Annotated in this window: 17 protein-coding genes; 8 read left to right on the top strand and 9 right to left on the bottom strand. The window is 71.2% G+C overall.

The features are described 5' to 3' along the window. Positions 1–24: 24 nt before the first annotated feature. The 3 genes from ACIBN2_RS20835 (at position 25) to ACIBN2_RS20845 (ending at position 5,384) form a co-directional block, all read left to right on the top strand. Entirely contained in the window at positions 25–1,767 is a 1,743-nt protein-coding gene (locus ACIBN2_RS20835; protein ID WP_399136022.1) for a dolichyl-phosphate-mannose--protein mannosyltransferase, read from the top strand. 207 nt (positions 1,768–1,974) lie between these two features. Further along, positions 1,975–3,603, top strand: coding sequence for a penicillin-binding transpeptidase domain-containing protein (locus tag ACIBN2_RS20840; RefSeq protein ID WP_399136024.1), 1,629 nt, complete (start codon positions 1,975–1,977; stop codon positions 3,601–3,603). 107 nt (positions 3,604–3,710) lie between these two features. Next, a complete protein-coding gene (locus tag ACIBN2_RS20845; RefSeq protein ID WP_399136026.1) occupies positions 3,711–5,384 on the top strand; it encodes a penicillin-binding transpeptidase domain-containing protein in 1,674 nt (557 codons plus the stop codon). On the opposite strand, the gene ACIBN2_RS20850 is transcribed toward ACIBN2_RS20845, so the two are convergent. After that, the gene (locus ACIBN2_RS20850; protein WP_399136028.1) at positions 5,385–5,732 is read right to left on the bottom strand and encodes an SsgA family sporulation/cell division regulator; all 348 of its coding nucleotides are present in this window, start codon (positions 5,730–5,732) and stop codon (positions 5,385–5,387) included. It abuts the gene before it with no gap. A 178-nt stretch (positions 5,733–5,910) separates the two neighbouring features. Between ACIBN2_RS20850 and ACIBN2_RS20855 the strand changes: the two genes are divergently transcribed. The 4 genes from ACIBN2_RS20855 to ACIBN2_RS20870 all read left to right on the top strand — a co-directional run bounded on the left by ACIBN2_RS20855 (position 5,911) and on the right by ACIBN2_RS20870 (position 9,760). Continuing rightward, a complete protein-coding gene (locus ACIBN2_RS20855; protein WP_399136030.1) occupies positions 5,911–6,957 on the top strand; it encodes an energy-coupling factor ABC transporter permease in 1,047 nt (348 codons plus the stop codon). 1 nt (position 6,958) lies between these two features. Next, positions 6,959–7,750 (top strand): cobalt ECF transporter T component CbiQ, encoded by a 792-nt coding sequence (gene cbiQ, locus ACIBN2_RS20860; protein ID WP_399136032.1) that lies wholly within the window; start codon positions 6,959–6,961, stop codon positions 7,748–7,750. Then, entirely contained in the window at positions 7,738–8,511 is a 774-nt protein-coding gene (locus tag ACIBN2_RS20865; protein ID WP_399136034.1) for an energy-coupling factor ABC transporter ATP-binding protein, read from the top strand. Before cbiQ ends, ACIBN2_RS20865 begins: the two co-directional genes overlap by 13 nt. 67 nt (positions 8,512–8,578) lie before the next feature. Continuing rightward, positions 8,579–9,760 carry a serine hydrolase domain-containing protein gene (locus ACIBN2_RS20870; protein WP_399136036.1) on the top strand — a complete coding sequence of 394 codons (1,182 nt, stop codon included), beginning with the start codon at positions 8,579–8,581 and terminating at the stop codon, positions 9,758–9,760. A gap of 21 nt (positions 9,761–9,781) precedes the next feature. On the opposite strand, the gene ACIBN2_RS20875 is transcribed toward ACIBN2_RS20870, so the two are convergent. From ACIBN2_RS20875 to ACIBN2_RS20895, 5 genes are all read right to left on the bottom strand, one after another. Then, positions 9,782–10,057 (bottom strand): DUF1876 domain-containing protein, encoded by a 276-nt coding sequence (locus ACIBN2_RS20875; RefSeq protein WP_399136038.1) that lies wholly within the window; start codon positions 10,055–10,057, stop codon positions 9,782–9,784. A gap of 55 nt (positions 10,058–10,112) precedes the next feature. Beyond that, complete coding sequence (locus ACIBN2_RS20880) at positions 10,113–10,958, bottom strand: EamA family transporter (protein ID WP_399136040.1); 846 nt, start codon at positions 10,956–10,958, stop codon at positions 10,113–10,115. Continuing rightward, the gene (locus ACIBN2_RS20885) at positions 10,955–11,464 is read right to left on the bottom strand and encodes a YbaK/EbsC family protein (protein ID WP_399136041.1); all 510 of its coding nucleotides are present in this window, start codon (positions 11,462–11,464) and stop codon (positions 10,955–10,957) included. Before ACIBN2_RS20885 ends, ACIBN2_RS20880 begins: the two co-directional genes overlap by 4 nt. Before the next feature lie 75 nt (positions 11,465–11,539). Next, positions 11,540–13,765, bottom strand: coding sequence for an MMPL family transporter (locus ACIBN2_RS20890; RefSeq protein ID WP_399136043.1), 2,226 nt, complete (start codon positions 13,763–13,765; stop codon positions 11,540–11,542). Positions 13,766–13,910: 145 nt separating this feature from the next. Beyond that, positions 13,911–14,501: a TetR/AcrR family transcriptional regulator gene (locus ACIBN2_RS20895; protein ID WP_399136045.1), complete on the bottom strand. Its 591-nt coding sequence runs from the start codon at positions 14,499–14,501 to the stop codon at positions 13,911–13,913. Positions 14,502–14,698: 197 nt separating this feature from the next. Between ACIBN2_RS20895 and ACIBN2_RS20900 the strand changes: the two genes are divergently transcribed. Further along, the gene (locus ACIBN2_RS20900) at positions 14,699–17,998 is read left to right on the top strand and encodes a S41 family peptidase (RefSeq protein ID WP_399136047.1); all 3,300 of its coding nucleotides are present in this window, start codon (positions 14,699–14,701) and stop codon (positions 17,996–17,998) included. A gap of 96 nt (positions 17,999–18,094) precedes the next feature. On the opposite strand, the gene ACIBN2_RS20905 is transcribed toward ACIBN2_RS20900, so the two are convergent. From ACIBN2_RS20905 to ACIBN2_RS20915, 3 genes are all read right to left on the bottom strand, one after another. Next, on the bottom strand, positions 18,095–18,340 hold the full coding sequence (locus ACIBN2_RS20905; protein ID WP_399136049.1) for a hypothetical protein: 246 nt from the start codon (positions 18,338–18,340) through the stop codon (positions 18,095–18,097). Positions 18,341–18,428: 88 nt separating this feature from the next. Then, positions 18,429–19,313: an SDR family oxidoreductase gene (locus tag ACIBN2_RS20910; protein ID WP_399136051.1), complete on the bottom strand. Its 885-nt coding sequence runs from the start codon at positions 19,311–19,313 to the stop codon at positions 18,429–18,431. Continuing rightward, a complete protein-coding gene (locus tag ACIBN2_RS20915) occupies positions 19,310–20,209 on the bottom strand; it encodes an alpha/beta fold hydrolase (RefSeq protein ID WP_399136053.1) in 900 nt (299 codons plus the stop codon). The genes ACIBN2_RS20910 and ACIBN2_RS20915 overlap by 4 nt, the downstream gene beginning before the upstream one ends. Positions 20,210–20,244 lie beyond the last annotated feature (35 nt).

Genomic DNA, 20,244 nt, shown 5'->3' on the forward strand with positions numbered 1-20,244 from the left:
AGCACGGTTCCCTACGATGGCGCGGTGACCAGTACCGCGTCCTCCCCGGACACCCTGCAAGGCCAGGCCCCGCGAGACCAGCGGCCGTCGTGGCAGCAGCGGCTGCGCCGCTTCGGCTACACGGCGGGGCCCAGAAGCGACGTACGGGAGCGTCTGGTGCCGCCGTACGTCGCGCCCAGCCCGAGGCTGTGGAAGGTGCTGGGGGTGCCGCCGGCGCTCGCCGAGCGGATGGCGCGCTGGTCGGGCTGGGGCGGTCCGCTGCTGGTCACGCTGATGGCGGGCGTGATGCGGTTCTGGCACCTGGGCAGCCCGAAGGCGGTGATATTCGACGAGACGTACTACGCCAAGGACGCCTGGGCGCTCGTCCACCGCGGCTTCGAGGTCAACTGGGACAAGAACGCCAACGACCTGATCCTCCGGACGCACGGGCACGTGAAGATCCCGACCGACGCCGCGTACGTCGTGCATCCTCCGGTCGGCAAGTACGTCATCGGGCTCGGCGAACTGATCTTCGGTTTCGACCCGTTCGGCTGGCGGTTCATGACCGCGCTGCTCGGCACGCTGTCGGTGCTGCTGCTGTGCCGCATCGGGCGCCGCATCTTCCGCTCGACCTTCCTCGGCTGCCTGGCGGGCGCGCTCATGGCGGTGGACGGGCTGGCCTTCGTCATGGCCCGCACCTCGCTGCTCGACGGCGTGCTGATGTTCTTCGTGCTGGCCGCGTTCGGCTGCCTGGTCATCGATCGCGACAGGTCACGGGAGAAACTCGCCGCCGCGCTGCCGGTCGACGCGGACGGGCGCATCCGCCCGGACGCGCACACGGCGGAGACGACCCGCCTGGGCTGGCGCCCCTGGCGCTGGACGGCCGGCCTGCTGCTCGGCCTCGCCATCGGCACCAAGTGGAACGGCCTGTACATCCTGGCCGCCTTCTGCGTGATGGCGGTCCTGTGGGACGTCGGCTCGCGCAGGGTGGCCGGCGCGCGGCATCCGTACGGCGCGGTCCTCATGCGGGACACGGGCATCACCGCCCTGGCCATGGTGCCGGTCGCGATCGCCACCTACCTGCTCTCCTGGATCGGCTGGATCCTCTCGCCCACGGACGGCTCCGGCGGCTACTTCCGCAACTGGGCCGCCACCGACGGCAAGGGCGGCATGTGGACCTGGCTGTTCCCGGACTGGTGGCGCAGCCTGTGGCACTACGAGCACGAGGTCTACGAGTTCCACCGCCACCTGTCCTCTCCGCACACGTACATGTCCAACCCGTGGAGCTGGCTGATCGACGGCCGCCCGGTCTCGTACTTCTACGAGTCCCCCTCGCCCGGCACGGACGGCTGCCCCGCCGGCGCGGGCGGAAAGTGCGCCCGCGAGGTCCTGGCGATCGGCACCCCGCTGCTGTGGTGGGTGGCCTGCTTCGCGGTCCTGTACGTCCTGTGGCGCTGGTTCTTCCGCCGCGACTGGCGCGCGGGCGCGATCGCCTGCGGCATCGCGGCCGGCTACCTCCCCTGGTTTCTGTACCAGGAGCGGACGATCTTCTTCTTCTACGCGGTCGTCTTCGTCCCGTTCCTGTGTCTCGCGGTGGCGATGCTCCTCGGCGCGATCATCGGACCGCCCGGCTCCAGCGACACCCGCCGCGTGGCGGGAGCGACGGGCGCGGGTGTCCTGGTCCTGCTGATCGCCTGGAACTTCATCTACTTCTGGCCCCTGTACACGGGCACGGCGATCCCGATCGACCAGTGGCGCTCGCGGATGTGGCTGGACACGTGGGTGTAGCAGCCGTGTTCGGCTGGAATTCCAGAAGTCCGCGGCGGGCGCCGCGACTTGGCCGAGGGATGCGGCCGGGCTCGGTAAGCGCTAACAATCGGGGAACACCCGCCCCACACGCCACCTCCACCGCGTAATGTGCCGCTGCGGGATTCTTCTTGAACGTGTTCAGAAAGAATCCCGCACACCACTGGGGAACGGGGAGGGGGCCCTTTCATGGGCAAGGGGGTAAAGACCGCCGTCATCGGCAGTGTTTTCGCCGTGATGGTGGGGGGAGCCGGTTACGGCGCCTACAACATCATGTCCGCGCTGAACAGCGACACCGGAGGTCCGGGCGCGAGCGGGGAGTCCGTGAAGACCGGTCCGCCGAGCGGCGGCGAGATCAAGGACACGTCCGGGAAGTTCTTCGCCGCCTGGGAGAAGGGGCAGGCCGCCGAGGCGGCGACGTACACGAACAACGACGCGGCGGCCCAGCCGCTGCTGACCGCCTACGGCCAGGACGCGCACATCAAGGGTGTGAAGATCACGCCCGGCACCGCGCACGGCGCGACCGTGCCTTTCACGGTCAAGGCAACGGTGTCGTACGACGGGAAGTCCAGGCCGCTGACGTACCGGAGCGAGCTCACGGTGGTGCGCGGGCAGACCACCGGCCGGCCCCTGGTCGACTGGCGGCCGTCCGTCGTCCACCCGCAGCTGCAGAAGGGCGACACCCTGGTCACGGGCGAGTCGGCGAACCCCGAGATCGAGGCGGTGGACCGCGACGGCGCCGTCCTGACCAAGGACAAGTACCCCTCGCTCGGCCCGATCCTGGACGAACTGCGCGCCAAGTACGGCGACGACGCGGGCGGCACCCCCGGCGTCGAGCTCGCCATCCGGCACGACACCGAGGACTCGGCCGACACCACGCTGGTGACGCTGGCCAAGGGCAGGCCGGGCAAGCTGCGCACCACGCTCAGCGCGACCGCGCAGGCGGCGGCCGAGCAGGCGGTGAAGAAGTACTCCGAGTCGTCCGTGGTGGCCGTCAAGCCGAGCACCGGCGAGGTGCTGGCGGTCGCCAACCACCGCGACGACGGCTTCAACGCGGCCTTCCTGGGCAAGCTCGCCCCCGGCTCCACGATGAAGATCCTCAGCGCGGCCACGCTCATCGACAACGGCATCACCAGCATGAACGGCCCGGCCCCCTGCCCGAACGAGGCGGTGTGGCAGAGCCAGACCTTCCACAACCTCAAGAACATGGCCCCGAACGAGAAGGCCACTCTCGCCGACAGCTTCGCCCGCTCCTGCAACACGGCCTTCGTGAAGTACGCGGACGAGGTCAAGGTGGACTCCCTCACCAAGGAGGCCGAGAACCGCTTCGGCCTGGGCCAGGACGACTGGAAGACCGGCATCCCGTCCTTCGACGGCTCGGTCCCCGCCTCCGGCGGCCCGGACACGGCGGCCAACATGATCGGCCAGGGCCAGGTCCAGATGAGCCCGCTGAACATGGCGTCGGTCACGGCGACCGCGATGACGGGCCGCTTCCACCAGCCGGTCATCGTCTCCCCGAAGCTCGACGACCGCGAACTCGCCACCGCCCAGGGCCTGTCCGCGGGTACGGTCGCCCAGCTGCGCGCGATGATGAACCGCACCGCGACCAGCGGCACCGCGGCCGGCGTGATGGCGGGCCTGAACGGCAGCATCGGCGCGAAGACCGGCTCCGCCGAGGTCGACGGGCAGTCGAAGTCCAACAGCTGGTTCACGGGGTACCGCAACGACGTCGCGGCCGCGGCCATGACCCAGGACGGCGGTCACGGCATCGACGCGGCGGGCCCGATTGTCGCAGCTGTGCTACGGAGTGGCGGCTGAAGTCACCCGTTGAGGACGGGACTCTAGGCTGTTGCCGTCGTTGGATGGATGGGGGCTGAGCCAGGGCCCTGAGAGGGCCCTGGGGATCTTGCGGAGGATCGGGAGCAGTGGGTAACAGAAGGCGCGTCGAAGAGCGAGGCAAGACCAAACCCGCCGTGATCGGCGCAATGATCGCCGTGGTCGTCGTCGGCGTGGGCGTGGGCGCCTACGCGCTGACCGGCGGCTCGGCGGCCGACGACGGAACGACGACGTCCTCGTCCGCCGACGACAAGCCCAAGGTCAAGACCGGGCCGCTGTCGGCCCAGGAGGTCCGGTCGGCGTCCACGACGTTCCTCACGTCCTGGCAGACGGGCAAGGTGAGCCGGGCCGCCGCCGTCACCAGCGACCCGGCGGCGGCCACCAGCCTCCTCAGCGGCTACCTCACGAGCGCGCACATCAAGGACGTCACGCTCACCGCCGGTACCCGCACCGGCGACAAGGTCCCCTTCTCCGTCAAGGGCACGGTCTCCTACAAGGGCACCAACAAGCCGCTGGCGTACCAGAGTTCACTGACGGTCGTGCGTGACAGGACGACCGGCAAGCCGCGGGTCGACTGGCACTCCGCCGTCGTCCACCCCGACCTCAAGGACGGGGACACCCTGGTCACCGGCGAGTCGGGCACCCCGCCGGTCAAGGCCTACGACCGTGACGGCGGTGAGCTGACGACGGCCAAGTACGCCTCGCTCGGGCCGGTGCTGGACGGACTGCGCGAGAAGTACGGCAAGATCGCCGGCGGCAAGGCGGGCATCGAGCTGCGCGTGGTGCGCGGCAAGGCGTCCGACAAGGCCAAGCTCTCCGACAAGACGCTGCTGACGCTGAGCGAAGGCACGCCGGGCAAGGTCAGGACCACGCTGAGTCCGACGCTGGAGGCGGCGGCGGAGCAGCAGGTCGCCAAGAAGCCGAAGTCGTCGGTCGTCGTCATGCGCCCCTCGACGGGCGAGATCCTCGCCGTGGCGAACAACAGCCACAGCTTCAACGTCGCCTTCCAGGGCTCCCTGGCGCCCGGCTCCACGATGAAGGTCGTGACGTCGACGATGCTCTTCGAGAAGGACCTCGTCCACCCCGACGACTCGCACCCCTGCCCCAAGACGTACAAGCTGGCGGGCTGGACGTTCCACAACGACGACAACTCCGAGATCAAGAAGGGCACGTTCAAGCTGGCCTTCGGGGCCTCCTGCAACAACGCCTTCATCAACTTCGCGCCGAAGCTGTCCAACAGCGACCTCACCACGGAGGCCCAGCAGGTCTACGGCCTCGGCATGAACAACTGGGCCATCGGCGTCCCGTCCTTCGACGGCTCGGTCCCGGTGATGAGCGGCGCGCAGATGGGCGCCTCGCTGATCGGCCAGGGCGGGGTGCGCATGAACCCGCTGAACATGGCGTCGGTGTCGTCGACGGTGTCCTCCGGCAGCTTCCACCAGCCGTACCTGGTCTCCCCGTCGGTGGACCACCGCACGCTGGCGAAGGCCTCGCGCACGATGTCGGCGAAGACGCAGGCCGAGCTGAAGGACGTCATGTCCTACACGGCCCGGTACGGTACGGCGGCCCAGGCGATGTCGGGTCTGGGCTCGAGCTGCGGAGCCAAGACGGGTTCGGCCGAGGTCGACGGCCAGAAGAAGCCCAACGGCTGGTTCACCGCCTACTGCGGCGACCTCGCCGCGTCGGGCGTCGTCCAGGCGGGCGGCCACGGCGGCGACACGGCGGGCCCGATCGTGGCGGCGCTGCTGAAGATGGGCGGCTGATCAGCGGGTGACCGGCGCCGTGGCCATGTAGGTGCGGCGCAGGAACCGCAGCAGTGCCTTGCTGTCGAACTGCACCACCGACACGCCCTGCGGCGAGCGGAGTTCGACCACCGCCTGCACCCGCCCGCACGGCCAGACGCGTACGTCTCCGGCGCCGGCCGGGGCGCGCAGGCCCTGCTCCAGGAGCGAGCGCGAGAAGGTCCACTCATGTGTCCCGGGAAGGCCGACCCGTACCGAGCGCGGGTCGGTTTCGGGGTCGTAGCGCAGGACGACGGGGACCGCCTCGTCGTCGGGTATGGCCGCGTCCGTGACGATGTGGGCTCGTGCGTACTGTTCGACTACAGACATCGTGACGGCCCTCTCACGCTGCGTGACCGGTATGGAATCTGTCCGTCCATCCATTCCTAATGTCCCATATTTTCCCGATCACGCCCCCTGACGGCGGCACATCTCACATGCACTCGCGCACGAGGCACGAGCTTCTCGCTCTTGCAATTAGTTCGCAATAAGCATCTATCATCGAACGGTGCATGTGCCTGACGGATTCATCAACGCTCCCACCTCCGCCGTGACCGGCGTCGCCGCCGCGGGCGCGATCGCCGTGAGCCTGCGCGGCGCACGCCGTGAACTGGACGAACGGACGGCGCCGCTCGCCGGACTCGTGGCGGCGTTCATCTTCGCCGTGCAGATGCTGAACTTCCCCGTCGCGGCGGGGACCAGCGGCCATCTGCTCGGCGGGGCGCTCGCGGCGATCCTGGTCGGTCCCTACACGGGTGTGCTGTGCGTGTCCGTGGTCCTGCTGATGCAGGGCATCCTCTTCGCGGACGGCGGCCTCACCGCGCTCGGAGTGAACATCACGGACATGGCGATCGTCACCACGGTCGTCGGATACGCCGTCTTCCGCGGCCTGGTGAAGGTGCTTCCCCGCAGCCGCCGCTCGGTGACCGTGGCGTCGTTCGTCGCCGCACTGCTCTCCGTGCCGGCCGCCGCCGTCACCTTCACGTTCGTCTACGCGATCGGCGGCACCACCGACATCGCCATCGGCAAGGTCGCCACCGCGATGATCGGTGTGCACGTCCTGATCGGCATCGGCGAGGCGGCCATCACGGCCCTCACCGTGGGCGCCGTCGTCGCCGTACGCCCCGACCTGGTGCACGGCGCACGCGGGCTGCAGCAGCGGCTCAAGCTGCGGGTGAACGGCGAACTGGTCGACGCGCCCACCGCGGCGGCTCCCGCCACGGCCCGCACCTCCCGCCGGCGACTGTGGATCAGCGGCCTGGTGGCCTCCCTGGTCCTCGCGGGCTTCGTCAGCTTCTACGCCTCCGCCAGCCCCGACGGCCTGGAGAAGGTCGCCCGCGACAAGGGCATCGACAAGACGGCGGGGAAGCACGCGTCGTCAAACTCCCCGCTCGCCGGCTACGGGGTCAAGGACGTCGGGAACGCCCGCCTGTCCGGGGGGCTGGCGGGCGTGATCGGCGTCGGTGTGACCGTCGTCGCGGGCAGCGGCGTGTTCTGGGCGGTGCGCAGGCGCCGGAGCACGGACGTGTCGCCCACGGCCGTGGAGAACGTCTGACATGGGCGCGGTTGGGGGTACCTCCCACACGTTCGGTAGTGGGGGAGCGCACCGGCTCTATCGGCACGGGCACACGCCCGTGCACGCCCTGCCGCCGCACACCAAGCTGGCCGCGGCCTTCGCCTTCGTGGTGGTCGTCGTGTCGACGCCGCGCGAGGCGATGTGGGCGTTCGCGCTGTACGCCGTGCTGCTGGGCACGGTCGCCCGACTCGCGCGCGTGCCCGCAGGCTTCCTGCTCAAGCGGCTGCTGATCGAGGTGCCGTTCGTCGCGTTCGCCGTCCTGATGCCGTTCGTGGCCGAGGGCGAGCGCGTCGGCGTCCTGGGCCTGTCCCTGAGCGTGAACGGCCTGTGGGGCGCGTGGAACGTACTGGCCAAGGGCACCCTGGGCGTCGCCGCGTCGGTGCTGCTGGCCGCCACCACGGAACTGCGCGAACTCCTGCTGGGACTGCAGCGGCTGAGGCTCCCGCCGCTGCTGGTGCAGATCGCGTCCTTCATGATCCGCTACGGCGACGTCATCACCGGCGAGATGCGGCGGATGCGCATCTCGCGGGAGTCACGCGGGTTCGAGGCGCGCGGCGTGCGCCACTGGGGCGTGCTCGCGAAGTCGGCCGGCGCCCTGTTCATCCGCTCCTACGAGCGCGGGGAGCGGGTGCACCTCGCCATGGTCAGCCGTGGATACGCCGGTTCGATGCCGGTGATCGACGAGGTGACCGCGTCCCGGGCGCAGTGGTCGTACGCGCTCGCCCTCCCCTTCGCCGCCCTCGTCGTCTGCCTGCTGGGATGGACCCTGTGAGTACTCCTTCGCTCGAGGTCTCCGGCCTCGCCTTCGCCTATCCCGACGGCCATCAGGCCCTGTTCGGCGTGGACTTCTGCGTGGAGCGCGGTGAACGGGTCGCGCTGCTCGGCCCGAACGGCGCCGGCAAGACGACCCTGGTGCTGCACCTCAACGGCATCCTCACGGGCGGCGCGGGCACGGTGCGGGTCGCCGGACTGCCCGTCGGCAAGCGGCACATGGCCGAGATCCGGCGCCGGGTCGGCATCGTCTTCCAGGACCCGGACGACCAGCTGTTCATGCCGACGGTCCGCGAGGACGTGGCGTTCGGTCCCGCGGCGGCCGGGCTGAAGGGCCCCGAGCTGGAGGAGCGGGTCGACCGGGCGCTCACCCAGGTCGGCATGGCCGAGTTCAGGGACCGGCCCCCGCACCACCTCTCCTTCGGGCAGCGGCGCCGGGTGGCGGTGGCGACCGTGCTCGCGATGGAGCCGGAGATCCTGGTCCTGGACGAGCCCTCCTCCAACCTCGATCCGGCCTCCCGCCGCGAACTGGCCGACATCCTGCGCTCGCTGGACGTCACCGTCCTCATGGTCACGCACGACCTGCCGTACGCCCTGGAGCTGTGCCCGCGTTCCCTGATCCTGAGCGAGGGCGTGATCGCGGCGGACGGGAAGACGGGCGAACTCCTCTCCGACGAGGATCTGATGCGCGCCCACCGCCTGGAACTGCCGTTCGGCTTCGATCCGCGCTCCGTGACCATGGGCGCCGGCGGATCGCAGTGACCCGGGAATCGCAGGCTGCGTGCGGGCGTTGCCCCCACAGTCGCAGGTGAACCGGAGGGAAGTACGCGTGGATGTGAACGGTGCGGTGGCCGAGGGCTTCGAGCCGGTCCGGGAGGCGTTCGCCCGCAACTTCGAGACGCTGGGCGACCGGGGCGCGGCCGTCGCCGTCTACCGCGACGGGCACAAGGTCGTCGACCTGTGGGGCGGCACGAAGAACGTCGACGACACCGCCGGCGCCGACGGGACCCATCCCTGGGAGCACGGCACCGCCCAGATCGTGCGCTCGGCGACCAAGGGCGTCGCCGCCGCCGTACTCCTGCTGCTCCAGCAGCGCGGAGAGCTGGACCTGGACGCGCCGGTCGGCGAGTACTGGCCGGAGTTCAAGGCGGCGGGCAAGGAGCGGACGCGGGTGTGGCAGCTCCTCGCGCACCGCGCCGGCGTCCCCGCGCTCGACCGTCCGCTGACGCCCGCCGAGGCCGCCGACCCCGTGCTCGGCGCCGAGGCCGTCGCGGCGCAGGCACCGGAGTGGGAGCCGGGCACGGACCACGGGTACCACGCGCAGACGTACAGCTGGCTGACGGGCGAGCTGGTGCGGCGGGTCACCGGCCGCGGGATCGGCGAATGGATCGCGGACGAGATCGCCGGACCGGCCGGCGCGGACCTGTGGCTGGGACTGCCCGCGGCCCAGGCGTCGCGGGCCGGCCGCGTGGGCAAGGTCCACCCGCCCGCGGACCCGCCCGGCCTGAGAACCCGGCCCAAGCGCGCGGTCGCCGAGGCCTACGCCGACCCGGCGTCCCTCACCTGCCGGGCCTTCGCCGCGATCACCCCGACGCCCGACGAGAACGACCCCGCCTACCGCGCCGCCGCCCTGCCCGCCTCCAACGGCATCGCCACGGCGGAGGGCCTGGCCCGTTTCTACGCCTCCCTGATCGGCGAAGTGGACGGCGGTGCGCGGCTGTTCACCCCGGAGACGGTCGAGCTGGCCCGCGGCGAACGCAGCGCCGGGCCGGACCGCGTGCTCGTCGTGCCCACCCGGTTCGGCCTCGGCTACATGCTGCACGGGGCGACGTCCCCCCTGCTCTCCCCCACCTCCTTCGGCCACCCGGGCCGCGGCGGCGCCCTGGGCTTCGCCGACCCCGCCGCGGGCATCGCCTTCGGCTACGTCACGAACGGCTTCCGCAAGAGCGTGACGGCCGACCCGCGGGCGCAGGCGCTGGTTCGCGCGGTGCAAGGCGCCATATCGGCGTGAGCGGGCCGGTACGGCCGTGGCTCAGACGTTGATCGAGTGCGAGGTCCGCCCCGACGCCGAGTCGATCTCCCCGTGCGCCTTGGTCAGCAGCTGCATGGCGAGTTCGTTGAGCGCCCGTGCGCCCGCGATCTCCTCGCCCACCCGCGGCTGATTGGAATCTGAGGTGTGCCGGCTCGCGCGACCGTGGGCCCGTACCTCGCTGCCGTCGGACAGGCGCACCATCGCCACCGCCCGCGTGTGCTGGTCGTCCTCCTGGAATTCCAGCTCGACATGCCATCCCACTGTGGTGTGCATCATGACGATCACCTCCGGAAGACCTGCTTCCAGGGTGCTCCTCGCCGGGCCGCGGCGCCTACCCGGCGTGCAGCATCAGCCCGATCCCGGCGACCAGCAGTCCCGCCGCCGCGATCCGCGGCGCCCCGAACCGCTCCTTGAAGAAGACGGCGCCGATCGCCGCGCCGACGATGATCGAGGACTCGCGCAGGGCCGCGATCGGTGCCAGTTCGGCCCTGGTCTGGGCCCACAGGACGAGGCCGTACGCGAGCACGGAGAGGGCGGCGCCGAGCAGGCCGACGCCCGCGAACGGCCGTAGTACCGCGGTGAATCGGCCCCGCCACCGGTACAGCGCGTACGCGGGGAGCGCGATCCCCTCCACCGCCATCAGCCAGGCGATGTAGCCGAGGGAGGATCCGGAGGCGCGTACGCCGAGGCCGTCCACGACCGTGTAGCCGGCGATGGTCAGGCCGGTGGCGAGGGCCGCGCCGACCGCGGCCCAGTTCGGCCGGCGCCCGCGCAGTCCCCACAGGGCCACGCCGGTCAGCCCGGCGCAGGACAGGGCGATCCCCGCGGCCGCCCAGCCGTCCGGCACCTCGTGGGCGAACACGGCGGCGAGGAGCGTGACCACGAGCGGCGCGGTACCGCGGGCGATCGGGTACGCCTGCCCGAAGTCACCGAGCCGGAAGGACCGCATGAGCAGGACGTAGTACGCGAGATGGATGACGGCGGAGGCGCCGAGGTACGGCCAGGCGCCGGACGCCGGGAACGCCACGAACGGCACCATCGCCAGCCCGATGAGCATGCCGCCGCCGGCGATCAGCGTGAACCCGGCCAGCTTGTCGGTGATCTGATGGGCTATCGCGTTCCAGCTGGCGTGCGTGAACGCGGCGAACAGGACGGCCGCGGCGACCAGCGGGGTCACGAGGTGCGCTCACGCACGTCCACGAGGGCGGCACCGGCGTGGGCGACCAGGTCCTTGGGCTCCATGGGGAACACGGCGTGCGGGTTTCCGGCGGCGGCCCACACGACGTCGTGCTCCAGCAGCGAACGGTCCGCGAGGACCCGCGTCTTCGTCCGGTGCCCGAAGGGCGGTACGCCGCCGATGGCGTACCCGGTCGTCTCCCGGACGACCTCGGCCCTGGCCCGCGTCACCTTCTGCGCGCCGAGTGCCTCACGCACCCGCTCGAGGTCCACCCGCGAGGCCCCGTCCATCAGCACCAGCACCGGGACCCCGTCGGCCGCGAAGATCAGCGACTTGCAGATCTCGCTCAGCTCGCACCCGACCGCGGCGGCCGCCTCGGCGGCGGTCCGCGTCGCATCGGGGAAGCGCCGGATCCTGCTGTGCAGCTCGTCGAGCCCCAGCTCCTGCAGGGCGGCGGCGAAACGAGGATGGGCTCCGGAACTGTCAAAGGCATCGACGCTCGTCATGCACGGCACGCTAGCGGCCGGTGCACGGGACAGGCGACCGGGTTATGGCCGCCCGCCCCGTGCACCGGCGGAGCCTCAGGCCCCCACCAGCTCCCGGTCCTCGTCCGGATCGGTGTCCTTCGGCGAGCCCTGGGTGCGCAGGCCCTCGCCCTCCACGTCCACGTTGGGCAGGGCGCGGTCCAGCCACTTCGGGAGCCACCAGGCCCGCTTGCCGAGCAGGGCCAGCACGGCCGGGACGATGGCCATGCGGACGACGAAGGCGTCGAAGAAGACGGCGATCGCGAGGCCGAAGCCGATCATCTTGATCATGGATTCGCTGGAGCCGATGAAGCCGGCGAAGACCGCCATCATGATCACCGCCGCGGCCGTGACCACACGGGCACCGTGCTTGAAGCCGGTGACGACGGCCTGGCCCGGCCGCTCGCCGTGGACGTACGCCTCCCGCATCCGGGTCACGAGGAAGACCTCGTAGTCCATCGCGAGGCCGAAGACCACACCGACCATGAAGATCGGCATCATCGACATGACCGGGCCGGTCTCCTCCACGCCCAGCAGACCGGACAGCCAGCCCCACTGGAAGACGGCCACGACCGCGCCCAGGGCCGCCATCACCGACAGCAGGAAGCCGAGGGCGGCCTTCAGCGGGACCAGGATCGAGCGGAAGACGACGATCAGGAGGAGGAAGGCCAGGCCCACCACCAGCACCAGGTACGGGACCAGCGCGTCGTTCAGCTTCTGCGAGACGTCGATGTTCATCGCCGTCGAGCCGGTGACCAGCACCGTCGCGTCCGTGTCGGCCTTGATCCCCGCGCCCGCGTCACGGATGGAGTGGACCAGGTCCTCGGTCTTCGCCGACGACGGCTTGGAGTTCGGGATGACCGTGATCGTCGCGGTGTCGCCGGCCTTGTTGTACGTCGCCGGCGCGACCGTCACGACGTCCTTGAGTCCCTTGATGCCGTCGGTGACCTTGGCCACCGCGGCCTTGGGGCTGTCGCTGTCCCGCGCGTCGACCACGACCATCAGCGGGCCGTTGAAGCCGGGGCCGAAGCCCTCGGACAGCAGGTCGTACGCCCGGCGCTGGGTCGTCGACGTGGGCTGCGAACCGTCGTCGGGCAGGCCCAGCTCCAGCGAGGCCGCCGGGACCGCCGCGGCGCCCAGTCCGATCACGCCCAGCAGCAGGACCGCCACGGGACGGCGGACGACGAAGCTGGCCCAGCGGGTGCCCATGTTCGGCCGGCCCTCGGCCGCCTTCTTCGCCGCGCGCCCGCCGCCGAGCAGCTTGCTCTTCTGGCCGGCCGGCCTCACCTTCCGGCCCGCGAACCCGAGCAGCGCCGGGATCATGGTCAGCGCGATGAGGACAGCGACGGCGACCGTGCCCGCGGCGGCGACGCCCATCTTCGTCAGCATCGGGATGTTGACGACGGACAGTCCGACCAGCGCGATCAGCACCGTCAGGCCCGCGAAGACCACCGCCGAGCCCGCCGTGCCGACGGCCCGGCCGGCCGCATCCTCCCGTGCGCGGCCCTCGGCGAGTTCGGCGCGGTAGCGGGAGACGATGAACAGGGCGTAGTCGATGCCGACCGCGAGGCCGATCATCATGGCCAGGGTGGAGGTCGTCGAGCCGAGGTCCAGCGCCTTCGCCAGCGTCGTGATCGTCGAGACGCCGATGCCCACGCCGATGAGCGCCGTCAGCAGCGGCAGCCCGGCCGCTATCAGCGAGCCGAAGGTGATGACGAGGACGACGGCGGCGATCGCGATGCCGATGACCTCGGTGGCGCCGGTCTCGGGTGTCGTCTGGAGCGCGTCGCCGCCGATCTCGACGGTCAGCCCGGCGGACCGCGCGTCCTTCCCGGCCTGCTCAAGGGCGTTGCGTGAGGCGTCCTTCAGCTCCATGCCGGAGACCTTGTACTTCACCGACGTGTAGGCGATCGTGCCGTCCTTGCTGACGGCGTGCGCCTGGTAGGGGTCGGTGACGGAGACCACCTCGGAGCCGTCGGTCAGCTCCTTCACCGTCTTCTCGACGGCTGCCTTGTTGCCGGCGTCGGTCATCTTCTCGCCGGCGGGCGCCTTGAAGACGACGCGGCCGGTCGCGCCGTCGGCGCTCATCCCGGGAAAGCGCTGCTCCAGCAGGTCGAAGGCCTTCTGGGCCTCCGTGCCGGGAACGGAGAAGGAGGAGGAGCCCGCAGCGGGGGCACTGGCCGCGCCGACGCCCGCGAGCGTCAGCAGCGCCACCCAGAACAGGGCGACGAAGTGCCGTCGCCTGAAGGCGAACCGGCCGAGTTTGTAGAGGAACGTGGCCACGAGGGCGGACTCCGGTCAGGTCGTGGGGTCGATCAGGGCAGGGGTGATCAGCCCGGCGGGGAGGCAGGGATGACCGACCCGACGACTTGAGCGGTGACGTCAGGTACTCGTGATGGTGCGAAAGGTGTGAAAGGCGCGGGGCCCGTCAGGCGCCGAGGGCGGGGAGCACCACGGCGTCGATGTACGAAAGCAGGAAGTCCTGCGTGGGCGGCTGCTCGTCGATGAGGCTGCGCGCGGCGAACCCGCCGATCATCATGTGCATCACGAAGTCGATCGCCGGGTTGTCGGCACGCACCTCGCCGCGGCCGACCGCCCGCTGCAGCACGCGGCGGAACTCCGCCATCTCCGGCTCGATCAGATGCTCCTTGAACGCCTTCAGGAGATCCGGGTTGCCGTGCACGGCCATGGCCAGGCCCCGCATCAGCGCGGAGTTCTGCTCCATCTGGCAGTCGTCGGAGCGCAGCGTGAGGGCGTGCAGGTCACCCTTGAGCGAGCCGGTGTCGATGTCGGCGAAACCGCCGGGCTTGTCGTGCCGCACCGCCTTCGCGACCAGCTCGGCCTTGCCGCCCCACTGGCGGTAGAGCGTCGCCTTGCTGGACCGGGTGCGGGCGGCCACGGCGTCCATGGTGAGGGCGTCGTAGCCGACTTCCCTGAGCAGGTCGAGCACGGCCTCGTACAGCTCGGCCTCTCGCTCGGGCGTGATCCGACTGCGACGCGCCGTTGCGACCTCAGTCATGCCACTCACCTTCCGGCTCGGGGTGCGTCCTGTTCGTACTGCCTCGAAGATACCCCTGAACTCAGCGAAACGAAACCGTTTCGTACGTGTGGTGGGTCACGTATGTGAAGGACTCATAAGAAAGGCCCCGCAAGAAAGAACCCGCAAGACCCCTCGCACGAGTTGCCCGGCCCCATCCGGCGGAAAAGCATGGGGAGGTGAGCTATCTGCGCCTGCCGCACCTGAGCGGCGACCTGTTGTGCTTCGTGGCCGAGGACGACCTCTGGCTGTCCCCTCTCGACGGTCCGGGCCGCGCCTGGCGCCTCACCGTCGACCGTACGAAGATCGGCCATCCCCGCTTCTCGCCGGACGGCCGCCACATCGCGTACACGAGCTGGTGGAGCCTGGTCCCCGAGATCCACCTCGTGCCCGTCGAGGGCGGACCGGACCGGCAGCTCACCTACTGGGGATCACCGGACACGCAGGTGTGCGGCTGGAGTCCCGGCGGCGCGGACCGCGGGGGCACCATCCTCGCCGTCGCCTCCCACGGCGAGCCCTTCTCCTACTTCACCTGGGCCTACAAGGTCTCCCCCGACGGCGCCCCCGGCCGCAAGCTGCCCTGGGGCCCGGTCTCCGACATCCAGGTCGCCGACCTCGACGGGGAACGCAGGACGCTCCTGCTCACCGGCACCCCGCCCCATGAACCGGCCTCCTGGAAGCGCTACCGGGGCGGCGCCATGGGCCGCCTGTGGCTGCACGGCGAGCGTCTGCTGGCCGACCTGGAGGGCCATCTGTCCTCGCCCATGTTCACCGGCGGCCGGATCGCCTTCCTCTCCGACCACGAAGGCGTCGGCAACCTCTACTCCTGCGCCTACGACGGCTCCGACCTGCGCCGGCACACCGACCACGACGCCTTCTACGCCCGCCACGCCTCCAGCGACGGCACCCGGGTGGTGTACCAGTGCGCCGGCGACCTGTGGATCGTGGACGACCTCGCGGCCGACTCCGAACCGCGCCGCCTGGCCGTACGGCTCAGCGGGCCGCGCGCGGGCCGGCGCAGGTACCAGGTGCCGGCCGCCCAGCACGTGGACGGCATCTCGGTGGACGAGACGGGCCGGGCGAGTGCCGTCGTCGTCCGCGGCAGCCTGCACTGGCTCACGCACCGCGACGGCCCGGCCCGCACCATCACCGACACCCCGGGCGTACGGGTCCGGCTGCCGGAGATGCTCGGCTCGTCCGGGCAGGTGGCCTACGTGACGGACGCGGAGGGCGAGGACGCGATCGAGGTCGCCCACCTGCCGCGGGCGACGGGCCACCGCGAGCCGCGCCGGCTCGCCTCCGGAAAGCTCGGCCGGGTCCTGGAGCTGGTCTCCGACCCGGAGGGCGAGCGCCTCGCGATCGCCTCGCACGACGGGCGTCTGCTGCTGATCACCGTGTCGGCCGACGAGGCCGCCACCGAGGGCGCGGATCCAGCCGCCGCGGAGACGGACGGCGAGGTGACCGAGCTGATCCGGTCGGTCAACGGCCCGGTGCGCGACCTCGCCTTCTCGCCGGACGGCGCATGGCTGACCTGGTCGCACCCGGGCATCGGCCGCTCCCTCAGGCAGATCAAGATGGCCCGGATCCCGGGCACCGGCGAACGGCTGGTCGTCGACGTCACCGACGGCCGCTTCGAGGACGAGAACCCGGTGTTCACCCGCGACGGCCGCTATCTCGCCTTCCTGTCCTGGCGCGGCTTCGACCCCGTCTACGACGTCCACACCGGCGACCTCTCCTTCCCGCTCGGCTGCCGCCCCTACCTGGTGCCGCTGAACTCGGCGACCCCCTCCCCCTTCGCCCTGAACCCGGAGGGCCGCCCGGCCGCCGGGGGCCTGGACCCGGTGGAGGACGAGGGGGGCGGCGACAGCGCGGTGACCGTCGAGGTCGAGGGCCTGGAGAACCGGGTCACCCCCTTCCCGGTCACCGCCTCCAAGTACTCGGCGCTGCACCCGGTCGCGGGCGGCGGACTGGTCTGGCTGCGCTGGCCGATCTCGGGCGCGCTCGGCGAGACCTTCGCCAACCCGGACGACACCACCGGGCGGCCGACCCTGGAGCACTTCAGCATCAGCAAGGCGAAGAAGACCGAACTCGTCGACCACCTGGACTGGTTCGCGGTCAGCGGCGACGGCAGCCGGCTGGTCCTGGTCGACGAGGGCGACCTGCGGGCCACCCCCTCCAGCGAGTCCGGCGACGGCGACACGACGGTCTGGATCGACCTGCGCCGCATCCTGCACGAGGTCGACCCGGCCGCCGAGTGGCGCCAGTCGTACGAGGAGGCGGGACGCCTCATCCGCACCTACTTCTGGGAGCCGGGGATGGGCGGCGTCGACTGGGACGCGATCCTCGACCAGTACCGTCCGCTGGTCGAACGGGTCGCCTCCCCGGACGACTTCGCCGACCTCCTGCGCGAGGTGCTCGGCGAACTGGGCACCTCGCACGCCTACGTCACCGCCGCCCGCCGCAACGAGGGCCCGCCGCACTACCAGCGCCGGCAGGGTCTGCTGGGCGCCAACTTCGTCCGCCGGGACGAGGGCTGGGGGGTCAGGCGGATCCTGCCGGGCGACTCGTCGGACTCCAAGGCGCGCTCACCGCTGGCGGGCACGGGCATCAGGGAGGGCGCCGTGCTCACCCACGTCGACGGCCGCCCGGTGGACCCGGTGGCGGGCCCCGACCCGCTGCTGGCCGGCTCGGGCGGCACGACGGTGGAGCTGACGTTCCGGCCCGCGGAGGACGCCACGGGCCGCGCGCGCCGCGTGGCCGTCGTCCCGCTCGTCGACGAACGGCCGCTGCGCTACCAGGACTGGGTGGCCAAACGCCGGGCGGTGGTACGGGAGTTGAGCGGTGGCCGCTGCGGCTATCTGCACATCCCGGACATGGGCGGCTCCGGCTGGGCCCAGTTCAACCGGGACCTGCGGATGGAGATGTCGCGGGCCGCCCTGATCGTCGACGTACGCGGCAACGCGGGCGGGCACATCAGCGAACTGGTCGTGGAGAAGCTGACCCGCAAGATCCTGGGCTGGGACCTGACGCGGAACGCCCAGCCGGTGTCGTACGCCTCCAACGCCCCGCGAGGCCCGGTGGTCGCGCTCGCCGACGAGGCGACGTCCTCCGACGGAGACATGATCACCGCCGCCTTCAAACTACTCGGACTGGGCCCGGTGATCGGCCAGCGCACCTGGGGCGGGGTCGTCGGTATGACCGGCCGCCACGCCCTGGGCGACGGCACGGTGATCACCGTCCCGATGAACGCGGCCTGGTTCGACGCCTACGGCTGGGGTGTGGAGAACAAGGGCGTCACCCCGGACGTGGAGGTCCTGCGCACCCCGCTGGATTGGGCGGAGGGCCGCCATGTGGAGATGGACCACGCGGTCCAACTCGCCGTCGACCTGCTGGAGTCCAGCCCCGCGGCCACACCGCCGGACTACAGCGACGTACCGAACCGGTCCCGTCCGAAACTGCCGCCGCGGACACGTTCTTGAAGGGGTCGCGGGGAACCGCGCACAGAACCGGAGAATGGGGCGCCCCGAAAACTCAGGGCACCCCATTCTCATAGGCCGAAGCCGAGCGCAGCGCAGCTACACCTCGTAGTCCTGGTCGAGGCGCTCCCGCTCCTCGCGCTGGAGGCGCTCGGGCTCCTCGTCGCGCATGCGGTCACGGCCCTGCTGACCGCGCTGCTGGTCCTGCCGGCCCGGCTCGCGGCCGTGCTCGCGGCCGTGCTCGCGGCCCTGCTCGCGGCCCTGCTCGCGGCCCTGCTGGGCACGCTGCTTGGCCTGCTCCTGCATCCGCTCCGCCTTGTCCTGGAACTGGTCCTTCATACCCATGTGGGTTCACTCCCGTGTTGAGTGGGGGGTCAGGCCCTTGATCGGGCCTCGACCAGATTCACACGGGCGGACACGGAGCGCATTTCGATCAACTACGCTGCGTAGCGCGGGACTCCTCGTCCGCCTCCCCACCTGCGCCGACGAGTCCCGTGCGCATCCCTGTCAGCCGGTCCGCGAAGCGCTTCATCTCCCGCTGACCCACCGTCCCGATGATCCCGGGCAGGTACCCGCGCACCCCCTGCATGCCGCGCAGCCACCACTGTCCGTACACATGGCCGGCGCGCCGCTCGATGCCGGCCACGATCCGGTCGACCGCCGGGCCGAGCGGATACGTCTTGTTCGAGGGCCACGGCAGCCGCTGCCGCAGCTCCCGCATGACCTCCTCCTGGTCGGCGCCGCGCACCATGTCGGTGTCGGTCCAGGACAGATAGCCGACCCCGACCCGGACGCCCTTGTAGCCGACCTCGGCCCGCAGGCTGTGCGCGTACGCCTCCACACCGGACTTGGAGGCGCAGTACGCGGTCATCATCGGCGCCGGCGTGATGGCCGCGAGCGAGGCGATCTGCAGCAGATACCCCCGGCTCTCCATCAGAACCGGCAGGAAGGCACGGGCAGTTACCGCCGAGCCGATGAGGTTCACCTCGATCACCCGCCGCCAGGACTCCGGATCGGAGTCCACGAAGGGACCACCGGTCGCCACACCCGCGTTGGCGACGACGATGTCGACCTTCCCGAACCGGTTCTTGACCTCCTGCGCCACCCGGGCCATCGCCACATGGTCCGTCACGTCGGCGTGCCAGTGATCGCTCTCGCTGTGCAACCGTTCGGAGACCTGCTTGAGGGCGTCCGGCTCCAGTCCGACCAGCGCCACCTTGGCGCCGCGCGCGGACAGCTTGCGGGCGAGCAGCTCCCCGACCCCGCGCGCCGCCCCGGTGACGACGGCGACCTGCCCCTCCAGGCTGACCTTGCTCATGCGCCCTCCTTGATCGTTGCGTACGTCACCACGAGTTCCCTGATCCGGCCGGTCACCAGCTCCGGCGCCTCGACGGGCGTCATGTGCCCGAGCCCCGGCAGCTCGGTGCTGTCCACGCAGTTCGGCAGCGCGGCCACCAGGGCCCGCGCCTGCACGGGCGGGGTGAGCCGGTCGGCGGTCCCGACGACGACGGCCGTCGGCACCCTCAACGCCCGTACCCCGTGGTCCAGATCGAGCAGATCCAGCACCTGCGACCAGGCGTGCCGCACCTTGGTCGGGCACGCGTGCACGATCCGCGCGCACGCCTCCACCATGTGCGGCGCCGAACCCGGCCCCATCGTCCCGTACTTGAGGATGCGCCGCGCGACGGGCGTGACCGGCCCGAGCGGCGCCCGCGCGCCGAGAATGTGCTTGGTCAGCCAGGTCCGCAGCCGTCCCGGCCCGATCGGCACGACGGTCGACTCCGCGACCAGCCGCGACGATCCGGTGCTGCACAGCAGGACGGCTGCCGCGTGCTCCTGGAAGACGGCCCGCTCGGCCGCCGCCATCACCGTCATGCCGCCCATCGAGTGGCCGGCGATCACGGCCTTCTCGCCGGGAGCCAGCGTCTCCTTCAGTACGGCTTCGAAGTCGTCCGCGAGGGCGTCGGTGCTGCAGATCCGGCTCGCCGGGCTGCGTCCGTGACCGCGCTGGTCGTAGGCGATGACGCGGTGGTCGGTGGCGAGGTCCCGGATCTGCGCCGCCCAGAAGGCGGTTGAGCAGGTCCAGCCGTGGGCGAGGACGACGGCCGGGGCGCCCTCCGGCCCGTGCACCTCGACGTGGATCCGGGCGCCGTCGGCGGAGACGACCGTCAGCTCACGGGCGGGGGCGGGCGGGGCGTACGGGCCGGAGGCCATGGGGGTCCCCCCGCTCGAGCGAAGCCGAGAGCGGG

It is taken from the genome of Streptomyces sp. NPDC050534, assembly GCF_044457745.1.
Taxonomy (GTDB): domain Bacteria; phylum Actinomycetota; class Actinomycetes; order Streptomycetales; family Streptomycetaceae; genus Streptomyces.